This window comes from Thermosediminibacter oceani DSM 16646, from assembly GCF_000144645.1.
GTDB classification, from domain to species: Bacteria; Bacillota; Thermosediminibacteria; order Thermosediminibacterales; family Thermosediminibacteraceae; genus Thermosediminibacter; species Thermosediminibacter oceani.
The window spans coordinates 1,335,961-1,362,190 of sequence record NC_014377.1 but is presented as its reverse complement, the minus strand read 5'-3'; the positions used below and the strand labels follow the sequence as shown (position 1 = coordinate 1,362,190).

The window sequence follows — 26,230 nt, the reverse complement described above, 5'->3', positions numbered from 1 at the left end:
GACAAACCGATGGAAAGGGAGTCCGATATAACAAGGGTAAAAGTTGAAATTAACGGGGAGAATTATTATATAAAAGGCGCTGCTTCGGAAGAGCATATTAAACAAATAGCAGCCTATGTGGACCAAAAAATGAGATCCCTTTCAAAAGCGAATCCGAGGTTGAACCGGATTAATCTGGCGGTCCTGACAGCCATCAACATCGCCGATGAATTTTTGAGGCTGAAAGCCGAGTACGACGAATTTCTAGAACTTCTGGAAGATGAAAAATCCTGAGAATCGAGGTTGTGGCGTTATGAAGAATTTCCTCGTATCGTATATATTTTCCGATATCGCCGATATGATGGAAATCAAGGGAGAAAACTTTTTTAAAATAAGAGCATACCGCAAAGCTTCTCAGGTAATTGCCAACCTGCCGGAAGATATAGAAGAAATCATGAAAACCTCATCCCTCGGCAGTATAGAAGGGATCGGGAAAGCGCTGGAGGGCAAGATAAAAGAAATTATCGAGACAGGTACATGCAGGCATTACGAAGAACTGAAAAAGGACATCCCCAGAGGCCTGGTTGAAATGCTCAAAATCCCCGGGCTTGGCGCTAAAAGGATTAAAACAATTTACGATGCTCTTAATATAACCACGATCGATGAGTTGGAACAAGCTGCAAAAAGTCATAAATTGAGGGGATTGCCGGGAATAGGCGTTAAGACGGAGCAGGCTATTTTAAAAGGAATACAAATGCTGAAGGGAAAGGCGGGCAAGATGCTTTTATCTACTGCCCTTTATCTGGCGGAGGAGATAAAGGATATGCTTAAGTTTCTGCCCGCCGTAGAAAAAGTGGAAGAGGCGGGTAGCCTTCGCAGGAGAAAGGAACTCATCGGCAATATCTATTTAGTTGTCTCATCGCAAAGTCCCGCCGAGGTCTTGGAAGGATTCCTGGATTATCCCAGGATAACCGAAGTCGTGGCCCGGGATACGGATAAAACAAGCGTAGTGCTGGATCTAGGGGTACAGGTGGATCTTCGGGTTGTCGAACCCCGATCTTTTTGGGCTGCCTTACATCATTATACCGGTAACGAGGATCATAACGTCAAACTGAAGGAGATCGCCCGAACAAGAGGTCTTGATATTAATGAAAACGGCGTTTTCAAAGAAAAAAACAATGAGGTCATCTATCCCGGGAACGAAGAGGAAGTCTACAAATTACTCGATATGCCATATATAATTCCCGAACTGAGAGAAGACAAAGGCGAGATAGAAGCTGCCATAGAGGACCGGCTACCCGATCCTGTAAAGTTGGCTGACATAAAAGGGGACCTTCACGTTCACAGCAATTGGAGCGACGGAATAAATTCGATAGAAGAAATTGCTATCAGAGCTAGGGAAATGGGGTACGAATACGTGGCCATAACGGATCACTCGAAATCTCTTAAAGTCGCCCGGGGCCTTGATGAGGAACGCTTGATGCGTCAGATAGAGCTTATAAAAAAGCTAAATGAAGAGATAACAGGCATAAGAATTCTAACGGGTATCGAGGTGGACATCTTAACAAACGAACTTTTAGATTTCGATGACGAAATACTGAAGGAACTGGATGTAGTAATTGCATCCGTTCACAGCGGCTTTAAACAGGACCGGGAAAAAATAACCCGCCGGATTGTAGCGGCTATGGAAAATCCCTTTGTGAATATAATTGCTCACCCAACCGGTAGAATACTCGGCAAGCGGGATTCCTATGACGTGGATATTGATGTGATTTTGAAGACGGCTGCCGAAACAAATACCATACTTGAGATCAATTCTACACCGGATCGATTGGATCTGAACGACCATTTGGCCATGAAGGCGAAAGAGATGGGAGTAAAAATGGTTATAAACACCGACACCCATGAGTTGGAAGGATTGAAAGACATAAGATACGGTATATGGGTTGCCCGGAGGGGTTGGCTCGAAAAGGGAGATGTAATAAATACCCTTCCGCTTTCCCAGCTGTTGGAGGTGCTGGACAAAAAGTGAAAAGACCGGAATTGTTGTCGCCGGCGGGTAATATGGAGGCACTACGGGCTGCAGTAGAGAATGGAGCCGATGCGGTATATCTGGGCGGCAAGGAATTTAACGCCAGAAGATCTGCCGCCAATTTTTCCAGAGAAGAACTGAAGGAGGCTACTTACTACACCCACCTAAAAGGCGTAAACCTCTACGTTACCGTCAATATATTGATATCCGACGAAGAGATGGAGAAAGCTGCGGATTTCGTAGATTTTCTTTACTCCATCGGTGTTGACGGAATAATAGTTCAGGACCTGGGCTTCGGAGCTTTTATAAAGAGAAATTTCCCGCATATGGAGGTTCACGGTAGCACCCAGATGACTATCCACAATGCGGAGAGTGTTAAAGCACTGGAAAATCTGAAATTTGATAGGGTCGTCCTTGCCCGGGAACTGTCTCTCGACGAAATCAGGCGTATAAAATCCAGCACTTCAATGAAGATCGAGACCTTCATCCACGGAGCTCTGTGCTTTTGCTACTCGGGACAATGCCTCATGAGCAGTTTCATAGGTTCGAGGAGCGGCAACAGGGGCCAGTGCGCCCAACCGTGCCGCTTACCTTATGCTTTAGTCGATGAAAAAGGAAACAAACTTACCGAAAAACTTCATCTGCTCAGTCCCAGGGATTTGAAATTGATAGACCACCTGCCACGGTTAATCGAAGCGGGCATTGATTCATTCAAGATAGAGGGCAGGTTGAAGAGACCGGAATACGTGGCTCTGGTCACCTCCGTTTACAGACAGGCCATGGACCGTTACCTCGAAGCCCCGGAACGTTACAATGTACCTCCTGAGGATGAGAGTAAACTTGCCAGGATTTTCAACAGAGATTTTACGACCGGATATTACTTTGGCAACCCCGGGGCCAAATTGATGAGTGTGGATTGCCCGCGAAATAAAGGTGTCTTCCTTGGAAAAGTTACAGGTTACGATAGGAAACGGGGTTTTGTAAAGATACTGCTGGAAGATCACTTGCACGTGGGGGATGGCGTGGACTTCAGGGGAAAAGAGGGATTCGGTTACGTCGTTACGGAATTTTTCGTAAACGGCCGGAAGAGGTCCCAGGCAGGGCCCGGGGAAATCGTGGAATTGAGGACCAGGGAGCCAATTCCCCGGGGCACCCCCATTTACAAGACATCGGATACCGCACTCCTCAGTGAAGTAAGAAAAACTTACACTGACCCCAAACTTGCAAGAAAAGTTCCGGTGGATGTAGAGGTGTCGCTGGAAATAGGTAAGCCCATGATGGTGAAAATGACCGACCCCGAAGGAAGTGAAGCTTTAGCGTATTCAGAAAAATTGGTGCAGCAGGCCGAAAAGCATCCTCTTGACGAACGCACTGTCAGGGGTCAGATAGACCGGTTGGGCAATACGATATTTTTCCTCAGGAACTTTACCGCCCGCATTGAAAAAGGTGCGATGCTGCCTTTCAGCTCGATGAACGATACCAGGCGTAAAGCAGTGGCGCAACTCGGACAACTGAGGCTCGCGAGACACATTAAGCCGCCGGTGGAAAAATCGTGGAGAGATTTTATAGAAGAAGTCTACCGGCATCCCGGAATCGGGAAGTCCTCAGCGCTCAAGTTGAGCGCCAGGGTTGATAACGTAGAATCCGCCCGCGCTGCTATTTTCTCCGGAGTAGACATAATTTATTTCGGCGGAGAAAATTTCTCGGAGACGAAAAAGCATTACAAAGAAGTGCGTCGTCTGGCTGATGGATGTGGATGCGAATTTTACCTGGCTCTTCCGCGGATAGTAGACAGAAAAACGATGGGGGAGTTTGAAAATTTACTGGACGAAACAAAATTGGTGCACGGGGAGGGTGTACTGGCCGGGAACCTCGGAGTCATAATCTCGGCCGTTAAAAGAGGTATAAAGGCGGTGGCCGATTTTTCGCTTAATACCTTCAACTCGGTGAGTCTCAAGGTCTTAAATGAACTGGGAGTATCAAGAGTAGTCCTTTCGCCGGAACTTTCGTTGAACCAGATCGGGCAGCTTGCAGCACCGCTACCGATTGAATGTCTTGTCCACGGTAGATTACCGTTAATGGTAAGCGAACATAATTTGATTAAAGCAAATATCGATTCAAATGAAAGAAAGGTCGGACTGAAAGACCGTATAGGGAAAGTGTTTCCGGTGGTGGTAGACGAGCGGGGGAGATCCCATATTTACAACTGTTATGAACTATGTATGATCAACCACCTGGAAGGAATACGGAATGCGGGCGTCAACGTAGGCCAGCTCTACCTGATAGGCAAAGAGGCCGGGGAGGTGGAGCGTCTTGTTAAAGCCTATAAAAACGCCCTGGTCGTCAAAGAAAAAATCGATGAGAAGACCCTGACCGGCGCCCATACTTACGGGCATTTCTTTCGAGGGGTCAAATAGAAGAGGGTGATCCTATGAACGAACGGGCTCAAAAAATTTTGGAGTTTGACAAGGTAAAACGGATATTGAGCCGATACGCCGTATCCGATGTAGCGAAAGGTCGCCTCCTGGAGTTGAAACCTGCCGCCGATGAACAGCTGATAAAGAGCATGCAGCGGGAGACCAGCGAGGGCGTCACTATCCTGAGGTCGGGGATTAATATACCCTTAAACGAACTGCCCGATATACGTACTTCTTTGAAAAGAGCAACCATGGGAGCTGTGCTCACGACCGGGGAACTGCTTTCAATAGCATCGGTTATGAAAACTTCCCGCCTTGTAAAGAATACCTGGTCTGAAAAGGGGATTGCGGAGTGCAGGATTATAGGCAGCATAATAGAGGAGATTCACATTTTTTCGTCCCTTGAAGATAAGATCCATAAAGCCATAATAAGCGAAAATGAAATAGCCGACGGGGCAAGCCCTAGATTGTCGGCCATAAGGAAAGAGAAAAGGATTCTGTTCCAGAGGGCGAAGGAAAAGCTGGAATTATATATAAGTTCGCCTCAGTATCAAAAATTTCTTCAGGAACCGATAATTACTATTAGGAACAGTAGGTATGTAATCCCCGTAAAGCAGGAATTCAGATCCAGTATTCCGGGAGTGATACACGACCAGTCGGCGAGCGGGGCCACGCTTTACCTGGAGCCCATGCCCGTCCTTCAGATCAACAACGAGCTGAGAAGGTTAGAAATTGAGGAACAAAAAGAAATGGAGCAGATATTAAGGGAGTTTTCAGAAAAGATCGCCGAAAACAGAGAATACCTGGAAGTGACCTTTGAGGGACTTGTCCGCCTGGATTTTATTCTGGCAAAGGCCAAATACAGCATGGATATTAAAGGGGTTGAGCCCGGCTTAAATTCGAGAGGTTATATTAATATAAGAAAGGGCAGACACCCTTTATTGAGAGGCGAAGTGGTCCCCATCGATATTTATCTGGGAGACGAGTTCACAGTGTTAGTTATAACCGGTCCTAATACCGGCGGAAAAACCGTCTCCCTGAAAACCGTAGGTCTTTTCGCCCTTATGGCGCAGGCCGGCCTGCACCTGCCCGCCGAAGAAGGCACTGAACTTTCCGTGTTCAATGAAGTATTTGCCGATATAGGGGATGAACAGAGCATAGAACAGTCTCTCAGCACTTTCTCATCCCACATGAAAAACATAAAGGACATTGTCGATAAAGCCGACTCGAGGAGCTTGGTGTTGCTGGATGAACTAGGCGCGGGCACCGATCCCACCGAAGGCGCAGCCCTCGCTATGGCCATATTGGATTACTTTTGCGAAAAGGGAACTCGGGTAGTGGCGACGACCCATTACAGTGAACTTAAAGCTTTTGCCTATTCCATGGAGAGAATGGAAAACGCCAGCGTGGAGTTCGATGTAGAAACGCTGAGTCCGACCTACAGGCTAACGATAGGCATTCCGGGTAAGAGCAACGCTTTTGAAATAGCTAAAAGGCTCGGATTAAAAAGAGAAATAATAGAACTTGCCAGAAGTTTCTTGAACAGAGAAAACATCCAGTTGGAGGACCTGCTCAAAGGCCTTGAACAGGAAAGAGAAAGGGCTAAACGGGAGAAAGAGGAAATTCAGGAACTAAAGAAGCAGTACATGATGAGGTTGAAGGAGCTGGAGGATGAAAAGGAAAAGTTAAGAAACCGGGAGGAAAAAATACTGGCAAAAGCCCGGGAAAAAGCAAGGAGTATTATCGAAAAGGTCAATAAAGAAGCTGAAAAGATATTGGAAAGGTTAAAAGAGGTAGAGGCTCAGGATACAAGGCAGGTTAGGGACCGAATTATCGAGGAGGTAAGAAGGCGGCTAAAGAAAGCGTCAGACGATTATTCCCCAAAGGAACCCTTAATAAAAAAAGCCGGTGCTAAAGTTGTAGCTGGTCCAATAAATCCTGGAGATAAAGTCCGGGTGGAAAGCTTAAATCAGGAAGGGTATATAGTGTCGGTTGACGAAAGGGAAAAAACGGCACAGGTACAGATAGGAATCATGAAGGTGAATTTACCGTTATCCAGCTTGGTGAAAATACAAGAGGAAGAGGATAAAGCCGATAGCGGTAACGTGAAGTATTCATCCTTAGCCATGGAGAAAACCAGAGAGATTTCAAGAGAAATAGACCTGAGGGGCCTTACTCTGGACGAGGCCTTGTTAAAAGTCGACAAATACCTAGACGATGCCAGCCTTGCCGGTTTGCCCAGTGTGGTGATCATACACGGCAAGGGAACGGGAATACTCCGCAAAGGCATACAGGACATGCTGAAAACTCGAAAAGACATAAAGTCTTTCAGGCCCGGTAACATGAATGAGGGAGGATTAGGGGTCACGGTGGTGGAATTCAGGTGATATATATAATAAGTGCATGTCTTGCAGGCTTTAATACCAGATACGACGGGAAAAATAGTTTTTCTGAGGTTTTTGAAGAGCTGGTGAGAAGGGGAAAAGCGATCCCGTTTTGCCCCGAGCAAGCTGGAGGTCTGCCCACACCCAGGGAGCCGTCTGAAATTATAGGCAAAGACGGTTTTGAAGTGATTGAAGGAAAGGCACGGGTCCTCACCCGTGATGGTAAGGATGTGACGGAACAATTTTTAAAAGGTGCCAGAGAAACCCTGAAACTTGCAAACATTACCGGTGCCGAAGCCGCCATATTAAAATCTAAAAGCCCATCCTGCGGTTGCAAAAAAATATATGACGGCAGTTTTCGCGGCGTGCTTAAAGACGGGCTGGGTGTGACCGCCGCCTACCTGAAGTCCCACGGGATCGAAGTAATAGACTCCGATGATTACCTGGAGCGGCATTGATAACAAAAAATTTATAGTAACGATAAAAGGGGAGCATTATGCGCTCCCCTTTTATTGTAAAAGCCGGTTTATTAAGTTTTCTACGTCACTTCTTCTGCGGTTGTTGTTTATGTTATCATCTTTATTTTGTTTTCGATCCTCATCCCGAGTCTGCCCTTGATCTTGATCTTGGTTTTGATCTTGGCCTTGATCTTGGTCTTGACTATTTCCTGGAGAATTATTGCCGCCGCCATTACCGTTGCCGGGGTTATTTTGGTCGACCGGTGGCACAATTACTCCTCCGGGAAGACCACCTTCATTAATGGATCCCGGGCCGTGAACATTACAGTATTCTGTAGGCGGCTGGTATTTTGCATCAAGCGGTATTTTGCCGCTTGCAGAAGCTTTATAGGGGGGGCGAACCAGGAAAACCTTACTCTGTACCTGGTCGGGAGGACAGTAAGGTGTCGCCAGCAGCCCTGTTGAGACATCAATTAATTTTTCCACGTGTACATCACAGAATTCGGTAGGTTCAGTGCCTTTTATAAAATATTCCCCTCTTATCCTTGGCCCTCTGGGGTCCCTATAACACAGTTCTGTTGGAATCTTACCCGAATCCTCGCATACAGCGATGGGACCCACTATGTTGCTGGGTTTCGGGAAGTTGACCCTGGGGAGATTTTTATGGGCGACGGTCATGATTTGCTTCCATATCAGTGCCGGCTGATAACCTCCCGCAACCCCTCTCATCGGTGCTGGTTCGTCATGTCCCATCCAGACGGCTGCGACCAGGTGAGGAGTATATCCCACAAACCAGACATCCTTATTGTCGGAAGTCGTACCGGTCTTACCGGCCACGGGAAACGGCAAACCGGCAAGTCTTGTTGCGGTTCCCTCGGTAATAACGCTTCGCATCATGTCCGTTACTATAAAGGCGACCTGGGGACTTACGGCCGCCCACCTGTCGGGATTATTTTCCAGGAGGGTTCTACCGTTTTTATCGACAACTTTTAATATGGCAGTCGGCTCCACGTAAGTGCCCTGATTTGCCAGCGTTCCGTAAGCCGATGCTAGTTCAAGGGGGGTGACGCCTTTTGTTAAGCCCCCTAAAGCTATAGAAAGTTGCCTGTCGTTTTTACGCCCCTCCAGCACCAGGCTTTTTATTCCCAATTTTTGGGCGTATTCTATTCCACGGTCGATGCCGATATCCTTCAGGACCTTGACTGCCACTACGTTGACGGAGTCGGCGATTGCTTCTCTTATAGTTGTAAGGCCGTTAAAATTATGGGTATAGTTTTGAGGCGACCAGGAGCCGTACGAAACCGGGGAATCGTCTACGACGGTAGCGGCTGTATAACCCATGTCTATGGCAGCTGTGTAGACTACTATCGGTTTGAAAGCTGATCCCGGCTGCCTGTAAGATTGAGAGGCCCTGTTCAGGCCGAGTCTTTTATAATGTTCTCGCCCTCCTACCAAAGCCTTTATATAGCCCGTATGCGGATCTATTACTACAGCAGCAGCCTGGGGTTGGGGAAGGCCGTTCTTGTCCTCCTTTGTATACGGGTAATTTTTCGGGTTGGCCAGGGCCTTCTCGGCCGCTTCCTGGATCTCCATATCAACGGTGGTGTAAATCTTCAATCCGCCGTTATATATTTTTTTGTAAGCTTCATCTTCGGTCATCCCGAGTTCCTTCTGAAAATACTGCGCTAGCTGGGTCACTACGTAATCCGTAAAATAAGGGGCTTTGTAATCGGCTTTTGCATTTTTAAGGCCGATAAGATTTATTTTTTCCTTCTTTGCATTTTCTGCTTCTTCTTTGGTGATGAATCCCATCTCGACCATAGCATTTAAAATGACGGCTTGTCTCTCTTTTGCCCTATCGAAATTGAGGTATGGCGAATAGAGTGAAGGGCCTTTCGTTATACCCGCCAGCATAGCGCTTTCCGCCAGGGTCAGGTCTTTCACACTTTTGCCGAAATAGGTTTGAGCAGCCGCTTCCACACCGTAAGCCGAATGGCCGAAATATATTTGATTGAGATAGAATTCGAGTATCTGGTCTTTAGTAAAATGGCGCTCTAACTGTATTGCCAGCCAGGCTTCCTGCGCCTTGCGTTTCAAGGTCTTTTCGTGGGTGAGGAAAGCGTTTTTTACCAGCTGCTGGGTTATAGTACTTGCTCCCCTGTGATACTCTCTGCGAATAATATCGGTCCACAGTGCACCTATAAGTGAACGAAAGTTGATACCTTTATGCTCGTAAAAGTACTGGTCTTCAATGGCTATGAAAGCTTGCTTTAGGTGTTCGGGAATTTCGCTTAAAGGGACGGGGATGCGGTTCTGCTCTCCATGAAGCTCTGCAATTACTTTGCCCTTTGTATCGTAAACAATTGAAGTTTCGCTGGGTTTTAATTTTTGAGGATCAAAAGGCGGGGTATCCTTTACGTAGTAAATGAACAACCCGAGTGCGACTCCGGAGGATGCGAGCACAAAAAATAATGCTAAAAATAACAAACTCCTATAAAGAGAGAGTTTTCTTTTTCCGGTATTATTACTCATAACTAACCTCCTTGATTTGCCATATATGTTACCCCTCGAACCGTTATGCAAAAATAATTATACCACAATATAAATCTTAATGGAAATACAAATGTTTGAACATATACTCAGACTGTGCTATAATTATGAAAATAAAAACATGCTGACGGAAGAGGGATAACATTGAGACCTGAAGAACAACTTGAAATCTTAAAACAAAATGCGGTTGAGATCATATTCGAAGAAGAATTGCTTAACAAATTAAAAAGGTCTTATGAAACCAAAAAACCTCTGAGGGTCAAACTTGGTTTAGACCCTACAGCGCCGGACGTTCACCTGGGCCACGCTGTTGTACTGAAAAAAATGCGCCAGTTTCAGGATCTGGGGCATGAGGTTATATTGCTGATCGGTGATTTTACCGGAATGATAGGAGATCCTACGGGTAAATCGGAAACCAGAAAACAGCTTTCCAGAGAAGAAATAATGGAAAACGCCAGGACCTACAAGGAACAGGTTTTTAAAATCCTCGATCCCGGTAAGACCAGAATAGCATTCAACAGCGAATGGCTGGGACGTATGAGTTTTGAAGATGTCTTAAAGCTAGCATCTAAGTATACCGTAGCCCGTATGCTCGAAAGGGAGGACTTCAGCCAGAGATTTAAGGAAGGCAGGCCTATATCAATTCACGAATTTTTTTACCCGCTGATGCAAGGTTACGACTCGGTCGCTTTAGAAGCCGACGTAGAACTGGGTGCCACCGAACAGAAATTTAATATACTGATGGGTAGGACATTGCAAAAAGAGTACGGACAGGAACCGCAAGTGGCTATGCTCATGCCCATCCTCGTGGGGATTGACGGCAAGAGGAAAATGAGTAAAAGCCTTGGAAATTACATAGGTGTCAGTGAACCACCCGACGAGATGTATGGGAAGGTTATGTCGATTCCCGACGAGGTCATGATGGAATACTATAGGCTGGCAACATACGTCGATCCTGAAGAGATAGACAAAATAGAGAAAGGCATTAAAGAAGGGAATATTAACCCTAGAGACGCAAAGATGAGGCTGGCAAGGGAAATTGTAAAGATATACCACGGAGACGAGGAAGCATTAAGAGCCGAGGAAAACTTCGTGAGAGTATTTCAGAAAAAGGATTTACCCGACGAAATCCCTGAGTTCAAAATCGATGAAGGCAAGGTATGGTTACCAAAATTGATGACCCTTTCAGGTTTATGTTCTTCTAACAGTGAAGCTTTAAGGATGATAAAGCAGGGAGCAGTAAAAATAAACGGAGAAAAAATTTCCGATGCTATGGATCTCGAAATCTCATCTCCTGTAGTCCTTCAGGTGGGAAAAAGAAAGTTCGTGAGGGTAGTCAGATCATAAAATAGATAAGGAACAAATTGATCCCCTCCTGCATATTCTAATAGGAGGGGTTTTTTATGTTTGGCCGGCCCAGGTGGTACAGACGAATCTTTACATATAAATTGATTAACTTGTACGCCATTTTGATCACCATAGCTTTAATCACTTTTCTCATGTTAATCTTCATAGAAAGACAGATAGCACCTACCGTTTTTGCCATAGCCGAGGCCCGAACTCGGATATTGGCCACGGAAGCCATAAACCGGGCGGTTAAAGAGAAGATAGCCAAGAATGTCCAGTACAAAGATCTTATCACAATCCACAAAGACGTAAGCGGGCAGATTACTCTAATTCAAATAAATACTATTGAAATTAACAGGATTGAAACCGAAACGACTTTGGAAGTAGTGAAGGCACTTAAAGAAATAACGATGGACGGTATACAGATTCCTCTTGGGTCAGTAACAGGCAGCAAAATATTTGCAAATCTGGGTCCTCCCATAAATGTATCGCTTTATCCTGTAGGGACGGCGCATGTGCATACTTCGGAAGCTTTCGAGGAAGCGGGTATTAACCAAACGAGACACAAAATCATTCTGGATATAACCGCCCAGGTAAGGGTGGTTCGGCCATTTCTGAGTTCCAGCGTGGAGGTAAAGACCAACGTACCCATAGCCGAAACTATAATAGTTGGGAATGTTCCGCAGACCATACTGGATTTCAAACAATAAGGTAATCCGGTGAAAAAAAGAGAATAACCGAGGGATAGTTGGGATTAGCCGGTAAAAATAGCAAAATTTCATGGCTTTTAAAATTGAACCCGTATCCGGCTTGTGGTATAGTATTAAACGCTGACGGTTGAACTGCTCAAAAAAAATTAACAATTGGTGTTGACAGACTCCGACACATGATGTATAATAAAAAATCGTCAGCCACATAAAGTGAATGACAGAATCGACCAAACAAACTTGACACAAGCACAGAAAGATGTTATAATGAAATTCCTGACGCAATGATCCTTGAAAACTGAACAGTGTCACGCCTGAGAGTTTCAACGGACAAAAGGTGTGTAATTGAGAAAAGGAAAGCCGAAAGGCTTAATTGGAAGGATTTAACCTGAGAGTTTGATCCTGGCTCAGGACGAACGCTGGCGGCGTGCCTAACACATGCAAGTCGAGCGGGGTAAATTGAGTGGTTTTCCACGAGATTTACCCAGCGGCGGACGGGTGAGTAACACGTAGGCAACCTACCCACCACACGGGGATAGCCCTGGGAAACCGGGGGTAATACCCGATATCTTTACTGGCTGCATGGCTGGTAAAGAAAGCGATTTAGCGGTGGTGGATGGGCCTGCGGCCCATCAGCTAGTTGGCGGGGTAACGGCCCACCAAGGCGACGACGGGTAGCCGGCCTGAGAGGGTGGACGGCCACACTGGGACTGGGACACGGCCCAGACTCCTACGGGAGGCAGCAGTGGGGAATCTTGGGCAATGGGGGAAACCCTGACCCAGCGACGCCGCGTGGAGGAAGAAGGCCTTCGGGTTGTAAACTCCTGTCACCGGGGACGAAGAGGACGGTACCCGGGGAGGAAGCCCCGGCTAACTACGTGCCAGCAGCCGCGGTAATACGTAGGGGGCGAGCGTTGTCCGGAATCACTGGGCGTAAAGGGCGTGTAGGCGGGTCTGCAAGTTGCGGGTAAAAAGCCAGGGCTCAACCCTGGAGGTGCCTGCAAAACTGCGGATCTTGAGGGCGGGAGAGGAGAGTGGAATTCCCGGAGTAGCGGTGAAATGCGTAGATACCGGGAGGAACACCAGTGGCGAAGGCGGCTCTCTGGACCGACCCTGACGCTGAGGCGCGAAAGCTAGGGGAGCGAACGGGATTAGATACCCCGGTAGTCCTAGCCGTAAACGATGGTCACTAGGTGTGGGCAGTTGTCAAGCTGTCCGTGCCGGAGCTAACGCAATAAGTGACCCGCCTGGGGAGTACGGCCGCAAGGTTGAAACTCAAAGGAATTGACGGGGGCCCGCACAAGCGGTGGAGCATGTGGTTTAATTCGAAGCAACGCGAAGAACCTTACCAGGCCTTGACATGCAGGTAGTAGCGAACCGAAAGGGGAGCGACCCGAGGGAAACCGAGGGAGCCTGCACAGGTGGTGCATGGTTGTCGTCAGCTCGTGTCGTGAGATGTTGGGTTAAGTCCCGCAACGAGCGCAACCCCTACCTCTAGTTGCCAGCGGGTAAAGCCGGGCACTCTAGAGGAACTGCCGCCGACAAGGCGGAGGAAGGTGGGGATGACGTCAAATCATCATGCCCTTTATGGCCTGGGCCACACACGTGCTACAATGGCCGGTACAGCGGGAAGCGAAGGCGCGAGCTGGAGCGAATCCCTAAAAACCGGTCTCAGTTCAGATTGCAGGCTGCAACTCGCCTGCATGAAGGCGGAATCGCTAGTAATCGCGGATCAGCATGCCGCGGTGAATACGTTCCCGGGCCTTGTACACACCGCCCGTCACACCATGGGAGTTGGCAACACCCGAAGCCGGCATAAGATGCCGTCGAAGGTGGGGCCAGCGACTGGGGTGAAGTCGTAACAAGGTAGCCGTACCGGAAGGTGCGGCTGGATCACCTCCTTTCTAAGGAGCTTGACCGGGTGTGGCACTGTTTGGTTTTGAGGGATCATGTGTTAGCGTGGGGGTGTAGCTCAGTTGGGAGAGCACCTGCTTTGCACGCAGGGGGTCAGGAGTTCGAATCTCCTCATCTCCACCAGATAAAATTGATTCCTCTAATGTGGTAAGGGCTTATAGCTCAGTTGGTGAGAGCGCACGCCTGATAAGCGTGAGGTCGGTGGTTCGAGTCCACCTAAGCCCACCATAATCTCCTGCACCTTGAAAATTACACAGTGGGTATGAAAATGAGCGTCTGAGGCTTTTGGTCAAGCTACTAAGGGCACACGGTGGATGCCTTGGCGCGAGGGGGCGAAGAAGGGCGCGGCAAGCGGCGAAACGCCCCGGGGAGCTGCAAGCAAGCGTTGATCCGGGGGTACCCGAATGGGGGAACCCACCGCAGGAGAACCTGCGGTATCCCATGCTGAACACATAGGCATGGGAGGCGAACCGGGGGAACTGAAACATCTAAGTACCCCGAGGAAAAGAAAGCAACAGCGATTCCCTGAGTAGCGGCGAGCGAAAGGGGAAGAGCCCAAACCCATCATGTGTAAAAGGCCGCCACCGTTGCATGATGGGGGTTGAGGGAGTGCCGGGCCTGACTGGCGGTAAGGCGAGGCGAGCTGAAGGGGTAGCCGAACACCGCTGGAAAGCGGGGCCGCAGAAGGTGACAGCCCTGTAGGCGAAACTCTGACAGCCGTCTGGCACATCCCGAGTACCACGGGACACGTGGAACCCCGTGGGAAGCAGGGAGGACCATCTTCCAAGGCTAAATACCACCTTGCGACCGATAGCGCATAGTACCGTGAGGGAAAGGTGAAAAGAACCCCGGGAGGGGAGTGAAATAGAACCTGAAACCGTGTGTCTACAAGCAGAGGGAGCGGAAGCGACCTCGTACTTTTTGCAGAACGGACCGGCGAGTTACTGTGCCAAGCGAGGTTAAGGTGCTAGAGCACCGGAGCCGAAGCGAAAGCGAGTCTGAAGAGGGCGATAGTTTGGCGCAGTAGACCCGAAACCGCGTGATCTACCCATGGCCAGGGTGAAGCGGAACTAACCTTCCGTGGAGGCCCGAACCACGTTGACGTTGAAAAGTCATGGGATGAGCTGTGGGTAGGGGTGAAATGCCAATCGAACGCGGAGATAGCTGGTTCTCCCCGAAATAGCTTTAGGGCTAGCCTCAACTGGACCTGCTCGGAGGTAGAGCACTGAATGGGCTAGGGGCCGAGAGGTTACCGAACCCTATCAAACTCCGAATGCCGGGCAGAGGATAGTTGGGAGTCAGACTATGGGGGATAAGCTTCATAGTCGAGAGGGGAACAGCCCAGACCGTCAGCTAAGGTCCCGAAGTAAGCCTAAGTGGGGAAGGATGTGGCACTGCTGAGACAACCAGGATGTTGGCTTAGAAGCAGCCATCATTTAAAGAGTGCGTAATAGCTCACTGGTCAAGCGGTGCTGCGCCGAAAATGTAACGGGGCTGAAGGCTTACACCGAAGCTGCGGATGATGGCCGTAAGGTCATCGTGGTAGGGGAGCGTTCCTACTGGGCCGAAGCTTAACCGGAAGGTTAGGTGGACTGGTAGGAAGTGAGAATGTCGGTATAAGTAGCGAGAGGCAGGTGAGAATCCTGCCCGCCGAAAGCCTAAGGATTCCTGAGGAAGGCTCGTCCGCTCAGGGTTAGCCGGGGCCTAAGCCGAGGCATGGAATGCGTAGGCGATGGACAACGGGTTGACAATCCCGTGCCACCCGAGACCGTTTGAGCGAAGGGGTGACGCAGGAGGGTAGGCCGAGCGCGCGGTTGGTAGAGCGCGTCCAAACCCAAAGGCTAGCCAGATAGGCAAAACCGTCTGGCGGTGCTGAAGGGTGACGGGGAGGGAAAAAAAGTACCGAAGCGGCTGAACCCACACTGCCAAGAAAAGCCTCTAGCGAGGTTGAGGGTGCCCGTACTGCAAACCGACACAGGTAGGCGAGGAGAGAATCCTAAGGCGAACGGGAGAACCCTCGTTAAGGAACTCGGCAAACTGACCCCGTAACTTCGGGAGAAGGGGTGCCCGAGTAGCTGGTAGGAAACTGCTGGTGAAAGGGCCGCAGAGAATAGGCCCAAGCGACTGTTTAGCAAAAACACAGGTCTCTGCTAAGGAGGAATCCGACGTATAGGGGCTGACGCCTGCCCGGTGCTGGAAGGTTAAGGGGAGGGGTTAGCGGGAAACCGCGAAGCCTCGAACCGAAGCCCCAGTGAACGGCGGCCGTAACTATAACGGTCCTAAGGTAGCGAAATTCCTTGTCGGGTAAGTTCCGACCCGCACGAAAGGCGTAACGACTTGGGCGCTGTCTTGACGAGGGGCCCGGCGAAATTGTAGTATGAGTGAAGATGCTCATTACCCGCAGCTGGACGGAAAGACCCCGTGGAGCTTTACTGTAGCCTGATATTGGATTTCGGCATTGGATGTACAGGATAGGTGGGAGGCAGAGAACCTGGCTCGTCAGGGCCAGGGGAGCCGCCGGTGGGATACCACTCTTCCAATGCTGAAGTTCTAACCACGAGCCGTAAGCCGGCGGTGGGACAGTGTCAGGTGGGCAGTTTGACTGGGGCGGTCGCCTCCTAAAGGGTAACGGAGGCGCCCAAAGGTCACCTCAGCGCGGTTAGGAATCGCGCGATGAGTGCAAAGGCATAAGGTGGCCTAACTGCGAGAGAGACGTCTCGAGCAGTGTCGAAAGACGGGCTTAGTGATCCGGCGGTACTGAATGGGAAGGCCGTCGCTCAACGGATAAAAGCTACCCCGGGGATAACAGGCTGATCTCCCCCAAGAGTCCACATCGACGGGGAGGTTTGGCACCTCGATGTCGGCTCGTCGCATCCTGGGGCCGGAGCAGGTCCCAAGGGTTGGGCTGTTCGCCCATTAAAGCGGCACGCGAGCTGGGTTCAGAACGTCGTGAGACAGTTCGGTCCCTATCCGCTGCGGGCGCAGGATACTTGAGGGGATCCGCCCCTAGTACGAGAGGACCGGGGTGGACGGACCGATGGTGTACCAGTTGTCTCGCCAGGGGCACAGCTGGGTAGCCAAGTCCGGAAGGGATAAGCACTGAAAGCATCTAAGTGCGAAGCCCACCCCAAGATAAGGTATCCCACCCGAAAGGGGTAAGACACCGGGGAGACGACCCGGTAGATAGGCCAGGGGTGTAAGGGTCGTGAGGCCTTGAGCCGACTGGTACTAATCAGTCGAGGGCTTGACCAAGAAAAGCATACCCACTGTGTGATTTTGAGGGTGCAGTGTTGATGCACTGAAAAAAGCAGTATTGACAAACAAAAAAAGATGTATTAAAATATGTAATGTGTGAAGCGAAAGAAAGATTTCGGTGGCCATAGCGGAGGGGAAACACCGGTTCCCATTCCGAACACACAGGTTAAGCCCTCCAGCGCCGATGGTACTGGGGGAGGTCCCCTGGGAGAGTAGGTCGCCGCCGAAGTTGAAAAAATAATATATATCACTTAAATGGTGTTCCTCGATAGCTCAGCGGTAGAGCATCCGGCTGTTAACCGGAGGGTCGTAGGTTCGAATCCTACTCGAGGAGCCATTTTATTTTTTTATTTAAAAACTTGTTTGCCCATCAAGTGTTAACTGGATTCGTGCGTGGAAAAGAGCAAATTAAAAAATTCTTTGAGGATGAGAGTCCGGTAAACGGACTTTTTTTATTGCTATTATACAGGTTTTTCTTTATATGACAGTACAAACCATAGCCGTATCACGACGAAAAAAAGATAGTATATCTTTGATATACTATCATAGAGACATAATATAGTTATTGTAAACAATATAGTAAAAGATATGATCATATATCGATTTTGCCGGAAGTCCATTGCTCATGGTATACTTTTAACGACTCTTCTTCGGTCTCTCAAAGGAAAGGAGGGGTAACCATGAAAAAAGCGGTAGTGAAAATTTTGCTGTTAACTGTTTTATGCTTATTACTCGTGATACCGCCTGTCATGGCGGCTACCCTGGGAGACCGGATACTTAAACAGGGCAGCAGGGGAGACGATGTTGCTCAGCTGCAGTACAGACTAAACACTCTTGGATTCTGGTGCGGTAAAGTAGACGGCATATTCGGACCGAAGACAAAGTCTGCTGTAATGAAGTTCCAGAGTGCAAAAGGAATCAAGGTTGACGGTATCGTCGGTCCACAAACTCTTAGTGCCATGGGGGTATACAAGGCCTCCAGATCTAGTACTGGAAGGTTCTCGGCCCGGGACATAGAATTGCTCGCAAAACTGGTTTACGCCGAAGCGAGAGGAGAGCCGTACATCGGACAGGTGGCTGTAGCTGCCACGGTCCTGAACAGGGTTAAAAGCCCTGACTACCCGAATACTATTCCCGGTGTGATCTATCAGAAGGTCAATGGATATTACCAGTACTGTACTGTACAAGATGGGCAGATATACTTAACTCCCAACGAGACCGCAAGAAGAGCAGTTCAGGATGCACTGGCAGGTTGGGACCCGACAGGGGGGGCTATTGGATTTTATAATCCTGCCAAGACTAACAACGCATGGGTGAAGTCCCGCCAATACATGACAACTATAGGAAATCACGTTTTTTATAAATAAGAAAGGTGCATCAAAGGAGGGTCTATAATAGGACCCTCTTTCTATTTTAATATATTGACTTTATACGAATAATCTATGATAATACAAATGTATTAACTACCGTTAGTTTGACGCACATAGGGGTGCCCGCGCTAATGAGCATAAATGAGTTTCTTACGGTAGAAAAAGAAGCTGAATCCGTTATTATAATAAAAAAATCGAAATTCATCGCCAGCGTTAAACCGGTTTCAACCGTTGGGGAAGCGGAAGAATTTATAAATTCCGTAAGAAAAAACCGATGGGATGCAACCCATAACGTCTATGCCTACTGTGTAGGTTTGGGCAATGAAGAAATCCAGAAATCCAGCGACGACGGCGAGCCCAGTGGGACTGCGGGCAGGCCTACACTGGAAGTTATAAGATCTATGGGACTTAAGAATGTGGTAGTAGTTGTAAGCAGGTATTTCGGGGGCATACTCCTGGGGGCTGGCGGGCTGGTGAGAGCCTACAGCAAGAGTGCGAAGGTGGGAATCGAAAAGGCTGGTATAATAAAAATGATAAAGTGCAACGAATACCTTTTAACATTTGATTACGCCCTGCTGGGAAGGCTGGAGACTGTCATGAGAAATAATAATTTTTTGATCGGAGATGTTAATTACGGAGAAAAGGTAAAGATGCGTGTCTACGTCCCGGTAGGCGAAGTCGGCAGATTCGAAAACTGTGTTAAAGAGCTTGGCGTTAATCCGGCGATGATAGATCATGTGAAAACCTGTTTTGTGAAATTTCATCCTTGAAACAAGGAGGTAAATCATTATGGAAGTAGCAAAGCTGTGCGACGCTCTTGTGGATTGGCTGAAAGAAAGAATTAACGAGGCTGGAGCAAGAGGAGCGGTTTTCGGCCTTAGTGGCGGGATCGATTCGGCTGTAGTAGGGGCGCTGTGCAAAAGGGCTTTCCCCGAAAACTGCCTTGGCTTGATTATGCCGTGCTACAGCAACAGTAAAGACGAAGAGGATGCAGTAAAGGTGGCTGAAAAGTTTGGCATTCCGCACAAAAAAATTGTGTTGGACGGGGTTTACGATGAGTTTTTAAATATTCTCGATAAAACCGACAATAGAGTGGCTGTTGCCAATATTAAGCCCCGACTGCGCATGATAACACTGTATTACTACGCTACTTTAAACAATTATCTGGTGGTGGGGACGGGGAATAAAAGCGAGCTGACGGTGGGATATTTCACGAAATACGGGGACGGAGGAGTGGATCTGCTGCCGTTGGGCAATCTGGTTAAAAAGCAGGTCCGGGAACTGGCCGTTTATCTTGGAATTCCGCGCGATATTATAGAAAAACCTCCAACAGGGGGTCTATGGGAAGGCCAGACGGATGAAGGTGAAATGGGCATAACTTACGAAGAACTGGACAACTTTATCCTGACCGGTAAGGCGAGACCCGAAATTGCAGAGAAAATAAAAAATATGAATCGGAAAAGTGAGCATAAGAGAAATTTACCTCCAATACCTGCTTTTTAGCTGGAGCTTAAAAGAATCGGAGACTATATGCCCGTATTTTAAATAAAATACTTTTATGCTAAAATATTTGAGGAATTTTTTTGCAAGGGGGAAATTCTAATGTCAGGACACTCTAAGTGGGCCAATATAAAGCACAAAAAAGCGAAAATGGATGCTCAAAAGGGCAAACTATATACAAAATTGAGCAAGATGATAATAGTGGCCGTGCGGGAGGGAGGTCCGGACCCCAACGCTAATTCCAAGCTGAGAGACATAATAGAAAAAGCAAGGGAAGCTAACATGCCCAATGAAAACATAATGAGAGCGATCAAAAGAGGTAGCGGCGAACTTGGCGGCGCAAATATGGAAGAGGTACTGTATGAAGGCTACGGACCGGGCGGTGCGGCGGTTCTTCTGGAAGTGATGACGGACAACCGAAATAGAACCGCAGGAGAGCTCCGCCATATTTTTGACAAATACGGAGGCAATTTAGGTGAAGCCGGGTGCGTTGCGTGGATGTTTGAAAAAAAGGGGCTAATAATAATAGAAAAAAGCGACGGCATAGATGTAGACGGGGTTATGATGTTGGCGATAGAAGCAGGTGCCGATGATGTGGAAGAACAGGATGATTCGATAGAAATAACGACATCTACCGAACGATTTGAAGATGTGAGGAAATTCCTGCAAGAAAAAGGCGTAAAACTGTCTTCGGCGGAGATAACTTACCTACCCAAAACCACTTTAAGCCTCTCAGAAAAAGATAGCGAGATGATGGAAAAATTGCTCGAAGCCCTGGAAGACCACGATGACGTTCAAAACGTGTATACGAATTACGAATCAGCTGAGTAAAGAAGTATAATTTTACCGATAAAGAGGCATACTATTCCTTCGAAGAGTTGCAAGGAGGAATAAGTATGCCTAAAAAAGTGCCTTTGTATACCCTTTTGATTCTGCTTGTTATCGTAATGGGGATAGGATACGGTTTTTTAGGAATGTTTCTGGATTATAAAAAAACGCAGGACATGGATAGGTCTTCCGGTAACACCGAAACCATCAAACTACCCGAAGAAAGGCTGAGCCCTGGCGCAAAGATCGTTTTCGTAACCCGCTATAGGGATTGTGGTCACGAGTTACAAAAAGAACACCCGGTAGATGACAAGTTTCTAGGGTATACTCGATCACGGCTGGAAGAGGAATTTAAGGAGTGGAAGATCGAGAGCTTCTCAAGCAGTCAGGTGATATTGAAAAGAGAAGTGGATGGTATATGCGACAATCACTACTATATTGGTATTGAAGACGGATACGTAGTCCTTTTCCAGGGAGAGCCGGGAAAAAATTCAAAGGTCCTTGAAAAAACTGATATACCGGCAGAGATTTTGAAGGAAGAGGACCGCAAGCTGCTCGAGAACGGTATAATTGTAAATAACAGGGATGAATTTTTAAAGATACGCGAAGGTCTTACTCATTAATTTCATATTTCCTTGAGATCACTTCTCGAGGAAATGTTTTTTTATTTTAGAGGAAATTGTAAGGCTTGTGTCGAAATAGACAATCGGGTGATTTTATGATTATAATGGGTATAGATCCGGGAATAGCAATCAGCGGCTACGGAGTAGTTTGCTGTAACGGGACGGAGTTTGAAGTTTTGGATTTCGGAGTTCTGAAGACTGAATCGAGCCTTTCCGTTCCGGAAAGACTAAAAGCTATTTATGAGGGTTATTTAAATTTAATTGAAAATTATAAGCCCGCAGCCATCGCTGTAGAGGAGCTTTTTTTTAATAAAAACGCCAAGACCGCCATTGCGGTGGGACAGGCGAGAGGAGTTGCCTTGCTTGCAGCGGCATCAAGAAATGTAAAGGTATACGAGTACACGCCACTGCAGGTGAAGCAGGCCGTCGTTGGTTACGGTCGTGCCGAAAAGATGCAGGTTCAGGAAATGGTCAGGGTGCTTTTAAATTTAAAAACCATCCCAAAGCCGGACGATGCCGCCGATGCGCTGGCAGTAGCCCTGTGCCATATAAATTCGTTAAATCTACAACGTTACATAACAACGGAATGCAGGTTTTAGAGAGGTTGAAAAATGCTGGACTACATTAGAGGAAGGTTAAGGGATATAGGCCCAAACTTTGCGATATTGGATGTGGCTGGGTTGGGGTTCCGCTGTTTTATATCGCTTAATACGTACAATAAAATAAAGCTTTTAAAGAATTCAAAAGTATTGCTCTTTACGTGTCTGCATGTAAAAGAAGAGGGAGCCGAACTTTTCGGGTTTTCAGAACTTCACGAGCGGGAAGCCTTTATACTGTTGAACAAGGTATCCGGCGTGGGTCCGAGGGTGGCTCTTTCGATTCTCTCATGGCTGGAACCGAAGCGATTGAAATCCGTCATAATGTCCGAGGATGTAAAAACCCTCACATCGGTACCGGGCATAGGCAATAAAACGGCCCAGAAAATTATATTTGAATTAAAGGATAAGATAAAAAACCTGCCGGTAGAAACGGTATCGCAGACCGAACAGGCAGCGTTATGTGAAGCCAGGGATGCGCTTTTAGCCCTTGGATTTAGTATCGGCGAGGTTCAGAGGGTTTTAAATGAAATCGGAACAGCTACAACCGTTGAAGAGATAATTTCCAATGCTTTGAGGCTCATTGCGAGATAGGGGTGAGGTCAACTTGAAGGAAAGACTCGTAACACCGGTGCTGAAAGGAACGGATGAATCCGAATTCGAGGTCGGGCTTCGCCCCGTAAGTTTTGATGATTATATAGGCCAGGATCAGGTTAAGGAGAGCTTGAAAATTTTCGTAAAAGCAGCCCTCAAGCGAGGTGAGCCGTTGGACCATGTCCTCCTGTACGGCCCTCCGGGCCTCGGGAAAACGACATTAGCTTACATAATCGCGAGGGAACTCGGCGTGAATATAAAAATAACGTCGGGCCCTGCAATAGAAAGGCCGGGAGATCTGGCAGCCGTTCTCACGAACCTTGGAGAGAGAGACCTACTGTTTATCGATGAAATCCACCGCCTTCATCCCGCCGTAGAAGAAATATTATACCCTGCGATGGAAGATTTTGCGCTGGATATAATGATCGGCAAGGGCCCCGGAGCCCGGTCCATCAGGTTAAATCTCAGACCCTTTACTCTTGTGGGTGCTACCACCAGGGCGGGCGCATTGACATCTCCCCTGAGGGACCGGTTCGGCATTCGCTGCCACCTGGATTTTTATAAAAAAGAGGACCTGGTCAGGATACTGCTGAGGTCAGCCAGAATCCTGAACATCGTCTTGGACGAAAAGGCAGCCGAAAGGATCGCCGCCTGTTCCAGGGGTACCCCCAGGATAGCAAACAGGCTGCTCAAACGCATACGGGATTACGCTCAGGTAAAGGCGGAGGGCGTCATAACCGAGGAAGTAGCAGTAGAAGGACTCAAACTGCTCAAGGTGGATTCTTGCGGACTCGACCAGGATGACAGGCGGCTCCTTGAGACAATAATAGAAAAGTTCGGCGGAGGGCCTGTAGGTATAGATTCGTTAGCCGCGGCTCTGAACGAAGAAGCATCCACAATCGAAGACATTTATGAACCCTATCTCATCCAGGAAGGATATATTCTTCGCACGGCAAGAGGAAGAATAGCGTCGGACAAAGCCTACGAACACCTGGGAATAGAAAGGAAAAGACCCCAAAGTGAGGAATAGGATGTTCAGCTCTTTTGGTAAAATTCTCATATTAACCGGGTTATTGATAATAGTAACGGGCGGCGTTTTTTTGCTGATTTCAAGTATGGGACTTGGAAAGCTCCCGGGAGACATAGTCGTCAGGAGGGGTAATTTCATCTTTTACTTTCCCCTCGCGACGGGTCTTATAGTAAGTCTTATCCTCACCTTGATTATGAACATTATCAGAATATGAACGGGGGTCCAGCATGAGGAAACTGTTGTTACCGTTGCTTGCTTTTTTGATGATTGTTACCAGCGTGTCGTACGACCGGGTAAGAGCCGAGACAAAATTGCCCAGCACTATCCGGGTTGGGCTATTTTACGATAAAACGGCCGGTACTTCTTATATGCTGGCGTCATCCAGCGGGTTTGTAGTCGGCATAAAAAAACATGAATCTTTTATCCCCTTGTATAGCGTACTCGATAAAAAATTAAACGTAAAGATTGTAAACGGCCAGCCCGGACCGGTGCCTGCCCCGAGCGTTATGAACGGATTAAAGATGACGGGCAAGTTTCTGGAATTTAAAGGCGACTCTGCTTCTCAGGGGTTTGTTCTACCTCTTCCGGCGGAAAGTCCTCTATATGTCGCCAGTGCCGGTGAAAACGGAATAATTTCGTTGAACGGCAGGAATTACAGGGGAAAAATAGAATTTCTGCCGGCGTCCAACGGCGGTATAACAGCAGTCAATGAATTGGGCTTGGAAGAATACCTTTACGGCGTGCTGCCCAATGAAATGCCGCCTTCATGGCCCATGGAGGCCCTGAAGGCCCAGGCTGTGGCCTCGAGGACTTATGCAGTCCACAATATATTGAAAAAACGTTATGTTTGGTTCGATGTAACTGGTAGCTTAAACGATCAAGTTTACGGCGGGTACGATTCTGAAAACGCCAGGACCAATGAAGCTGTGAATCAGACAAAAGGGCAGGTCTTGGTATACCAGGACGAGCCCATTCTGGCCTTATATCATTCGAACAGCGGAGGTATTACCGAAGACTGCAGCGAGGTCTTCGGCGGAGAGTTACCCTACTTGAAGTCTGTAAAAGATGAATTCAGTCTGCAGAGTCCTAACAGCACCTGGACGGTCAAGATTCCCAGAATTCAGGCGGGGGGTTTTGGGACGATATACGATTTGGCAATAATAGAAAAAAGCCAGTCAGGCCGCGTCAAAAAAATGCTCGTAAGAGGGAGTTCCGGAGACAGGGTGCTATCGGCAAACGATGTAAGGACTGCTTTTCAATTGAAGAGCAACCTTTTTGAAATCAAGACCGATGCGATGGTATATATAACAGGTGATGGTAAGGAGAAAAAGCCTTTGTTCCAGCTTGAAGGCAGGACAATAGTTTCCGGCGGGGACAAAGCCGTTATATATGCCGGCGGTGCAGTTCATATAGCTGGTTCCGACGGGTCCAGAAAGGTACCGGTTACTTTTCAGCATTATGAGTTCCAGGGCAGAGGTTACGGACACGGTGTTGGCATGAGCCAGTGGGGGGCCAAAGTTATGGCTGAACGGGGATACAATTACAGGGACATACTGCTTTACTATTATAAAAACGTGGATTTAGCTGCAGATTTTTAATAAGGAGAAGTGGATGGGCTATGGATGTAAAGGATTTTTACTACGAGCTCCCGGAAGAGTTGATTGCCCAGGAGCCGCTGGAAAAAAGGGATACATCGCGGCTGATGGTGGTAAAAAGAGATACCCGCATCTTCGAGCACAGGATCTTTGAGAATATAACGGAATACCTGGAAGAGGGGGATTGTCTTGTTTTAAATGATACCCGGGTTATGCCTGCAAGGCTTTTGGGTGTAAAAGAGGATACGGGCGGAAAGATTGAATTCGTGCTTTTGAAAAGGATCAAGGAAAATACCTGGGAAGTGCTGGTAAAGCCTGGCAGGAGGGCTCGAATAGGATCGGTATTTGTATTCGGAGACGGGCGATTGCGGGCAAAAGTGCTGGATTTTACCGATGCGGGTGGGCGCATAGTGGAGTTTTACTACGACGGTATATTTGAACAGGTGCTGGATGAGCTCGGCCAGATGCCGGTTCCACCTTATATAAAAAAAGAGTTAAAGGACAAAGAAAGATACCAGACCGTGTACGCGCGCAACCCGGGTTCTGCTGCCGCACCCACGGCAGGATTGCACTTTACCGAAGAACTGTTGAGAAAAATAGAGCAAAACGGCGTAAAAATCTGCTACATTACCCTCCATGTGGGTCTAGGGACCTTCAGGCCTGTTAAGGTAAGGAACATCGAAGAGCATAAGATGCACCATGAATACTTCGAGGTCGGTAGCCATGCCGCTGAAACGATAAATAGGGCAAAGGAAAGCGGCAAGAGGGTCATTGCGGTGGGGACCACTTCCACCAGAACTTTAGAAACCGTTGCCGATCAAAATGGATTCGTAAAGAGCGGTAGCGGGTGGACGGACCTTTTCATTTATCCCGGTTACCGATTTAAAGTGGTGGACGGTATGGTAACCAATTTTCACCTGCCGGAATCCACACTGCTTATGTTGGTCTCGGCCTTTGCAGGCCGGGATTTAATCATGGCAGCGTACCGTGAGGCTATCGATAAAAGGTATAGATTCTATAGTTTTGGCGATGCCATGCTCATAATTTAGGA

Annotated in this window: 19 protein-coding genes, 3 tRNA genes and 3 rRNA genes; 24 read left to right on the top strand and 1 reads right to left on the bottom strand. The window is 48.0% G+C overall.

Features of this window, described 5'->3' with window-relative positions; all coding sequences use genetic code 11:
- Positions 1 to 9: 9 nt before the first annotated feature.
- Genes zapA through TOCE_RS06975 form a run of 5 tightly spaced genes read left to right on the top strand, consistent with a single transcriptional unit; the run spans position 10 to position 7,270 of the window.
- Positions 10 to 273: a cell division protein ZapA gene (gene zapA, locus TOCE_RS06995; RefSeq protein ID WP_013276182.1), complete on the top strand. Its 264-nt coding sequence runs from the start codon at positions 10 to 12 to the stop codon at positions 271 to 273.
- Between the two features lie 19 nt (positions 274 to 292).
- Positions 293 to 2,011 carry a DNA polymerase/3'-5' exonuclease PolX gene (gene polX / locus TOCE_RS06990; RefSeq protein ID WP_013276181.1) on the top strand — a complete coding sequence of 573 codons (1,719 nt, stop codon included), beginning with the start codon at positions 293 to 295 and terminating at the stop codon, positions 2,009 to 2,011.
- Positions 2,008 to 4,428, top strand: coding sequence for a U32 family peptidase (locus tag TOCE_RS06985; protein WP_041423901.1), 2,421 nt, complete (start codon positions 2,008 to 2,010; stop codon positions 4,426 to 4,428). The genes polX and TOCE_RS06985 overlap by 4 nt, the downstream gene beginning before the upstream one ends.
- A 14-nt stretch (positions 4,429 to 4,442) precedes the next feature.
- Positions 4,443 to 6,815 (top strand): endonuclease MutS2, encoded by a 2,373-nt coding sequence (locus tag TOCE_RS06980; protein ID WP_013276179.1) that lies wholly within the window; start codon positions 4,443 to 4,445, stop codon positions 6,813 to 6,815.
- Positions 6,812 to 7,270, top strand: a complete 459-nt coding sequence (locus TOCE_RS06975; RefSeq protein WP_013276178.1) for a 2-thiouracil desulfurase family protein — start codon at positions 6,812 to 6,814, stop codon at positions 7,268 to 7,270. The genes TOCE_RS06980 and TOCE_RS06975 overlap by 4 nt, the downstream gene beginning before the upstream one ends.
- A 51-nt stretch (positions 7,271 to 7,321) precedes the next feature.
- On the opposite strand, the gene TOCE_RS06970 is transcribed toward TOCE_RS06975, so the two are convergent.
- On the bottom strand, positions 7,322 to 9,802 hold the full coding sequence (locus TOCE_RS06970) for a transglycosylase domain-containing protein (protein ID WP_013276177.1): 2,481 nt from the start codon (positions 9,800 to 9,802) through the stop codon (positions 7,322 to 7,324).
- A 162-nt stretch (positions 9,803 to 9,964) separates the two neighbouring features.
- Here TOCE_RS06970 and tyrS point away from each other — a divergent pair, with 162 nt between their 5' ends.
- The 19 genes from tyrS to queA all read left to right on the top strand — a co-directional run bounded on the left by tyrS (position 9,965) and on the right by queA (position 26,228).
- A complete protein-coding gene (tyrS, locus tag TOCE_RS06965; protein ID WP_013276176.1) occupies positions 9,965 to 11,167 on the top strand; it encodes a tyrosine--tRNA ligase in 1,203 nt (400 codons plus the stop codon).
- 56 nt (positions 11,168 to 11,223) lie between these two features.
- A complete protein-coding gene (gene yunB / locus TOCE_RS06960) occupies positions 11,224 to 11,877 on the top strand; it encodes a sporulation protein YunB (RefSeq protein ID WP_013276175.1) in 654 nt (217 codons plus the stop codon).
- A gap of 381 nt (positions 11,878 to 12,258) precedes the next feature.
- Positions 12,259 to 13,778: ribosomal RNA gene (locus tag TOCE_RS06955) — 16S ribosomal RNA — on the top strand.
- A 57-nt stretch (positions 13,779 to 13,835) separates the two neighbouring features.
- Positions 13,836 to 13,911, top strand: a tRNA-Ala gene (locus tag TOCE_RS06950).
- Between the two features lie 28 nt (positions 13,912 to 13,939).
- Positions 13,940 to 14,016 (top strand) — tRNA-Ile (locus tag TOCE_RS06945).
- A gap of 59 nt (positions 14,017 to 14,075) precedes the next feature.
- Positions 14,076 to 17,040 (top strand): 23S ribosomal RNA (locus tag TOCE_RS06940).
- A 117-nt stretch (positions 17,041 to 17,157) separates the two neighbouring features.
- Positions 17,158 to 17,272 (top strand): 5S ribosomal RNA (rrf, locus tag TOCE_RS06935).
- The 16S, 23S and 5S rRNA genes sit together here with 3 tRNA genes alongside, the layout of an rRNA operon.
- 33 nt (positions 17,273 to 17,305) lie before the next feature.
- Positions 17,306 to 17,380, top strand: a tRNA-Asn gene (locus tag TOCE_RS06930).
- A 343-nt stretch (positions 17,381 to 17,723) separates the two neighbouring features.
- Positions 17,724 to 18,410, top strand: a complete 687-nt coding sequence (gene sleB, locus TOCE_RS06925; protein ID WP_013276174.1) for a spore cortex-lytic enzyme — start codon at positions 17,724 to 17,726, stop codon at positions 18,408 to 18,410.
- A 134-nt stretch (positions 18,411 to 18,544) separates the two neighbouring features.
- The gene (locus TOCE_RS06920) at positions 18,545 to 19,183 is read left to right on the top strand and encodes a YigZ family protein (protein WP_041423900.1); all 639 of its coding nucleotides are present in this window, start codon (positions 18,545 to 18,547) and stop codon (positions 19,181 to 19,183) included.
- Positions 19,184 to 19,202: 19 nt separating this feature from the next.
- Positions 19,203 to 19,916, top strand: a complete 714-nt coding sequence (locus TOCE_RS06915) for an NAD+ synthase (protein ID WP_013276172.1) — start codon at positions 19,203 to 19,205, stop codon at positions 19,914 to 19,916.
- Between the two features lie 99 nt (positions 19,917 to 20,015).
- On the top strand, positions 20,016 to 20,744 hold the full coding sequence (locus TOCE_RS06910; RefSeq protein WP_013276171.1) for a YebC/PmpR family DNA-binding transcriptional regulator: 729 nt from the start codon (positions 20,016 to 20,018) through the stop codon (positions 20,742 to 20,744).
- A gap of 65 nt (positions 20,745 to 20,809) precedes the next feature.
- Complete coding sequence (locus TOCE_RS06905) at positions 20,810 to 21,364, top strand: BofC C-terminal domain-containing protein (RefSeq protein WP_013276170.1); 555 nt, start codon at positions 20,810 to 20,812, stop codon at positions 21,362 to 21,364.
- Between the two features lie 95 nt (positions 21,365 to 21,459).
- Positions 21,460 to 21,963, top strand: coding sequence for a crossover junction endodeoxyribonuclease RuvC (gene ruvC / locus TOCE_RS06900; protein ID WP_041423899.1), 504 nt, complete (start codon positions 21,460 to 21,462; stop codon positions 21,961 to 21,963).
- Between the two features lie 12 nt (positions 21,964 to 21,975).
- Complete coding sequence (gene ruvA, locus TOCE_RS06895) at positions 21,976 to 22,554, top strand: Holliday junction branch migration protein RuvA (RefSeq protein WP_013276168.1); 579 nt, start codon at positions 21,976 to 21,978, stop codon at positions 22,552 to 22,554.
- 13 nt (positions 22,555 to 22,567) lie between these two features.
- The gene (ruvB, locus tag TOCE_RS06890) at positions 22,568 to 23,584 is read left to right on the top strand and encodes a Holliday junction branch migration DNA helicase RuvB (RefSeq protein WP_013276167.1); all 1,017 of its coding nucleotides are present in this window, start codon (positions 22,568 to 22,570) and stop codon (positions 23,582 to 23,584) included.
- Between the two features lies 1 nt (position 23,585).
- The gene (locus TOCE_RS06885) at positions 23,586 to 23,798 is read left to right on the top strand and encodes a DUF2905 domain-containing protein (protein ID WP_013276166.1); all 213 of its coding nucleotides are present in this window, start codon (positions 23,586 to 23,588) and stop codon (positions 23,796 to 23,798) included.
- 13 nt (positions 23,799 to 23,811) lie between these two features.
- On the top strand, positions 23,812 to 25,182 hold the full coding sequence (locus tag TOCE_RS06880) for a SpoIID/LytB domain-containing protein (RefSeq protein WP_013276165.1): 1,371 nt from the start codon (positions 23,812 to 23,814) through the stop codon (positions 25,180 to 25,182).
- Between the two features lie 20 nt (positions 25,183 to 25,202).
- Positions 25,203 to 26,228 carry a tRNA preQ1(34) S-adenosylmethionine ribosyltransferase-isomerase QueA gene (gene queA, locus TOCE_RS06875; RefSeq protein ID WP_013276164.1) on the top strand — a complete coding sequence of 342 codons (1,026 nt, stop codon included), beginning with the start codon at positions 25,203 to 25,205 and terminating at the stop codon, positions 26,226 to 26,228.
- Positions 26,229 to 26,230 lie beyond the last annotated feature (2 nt).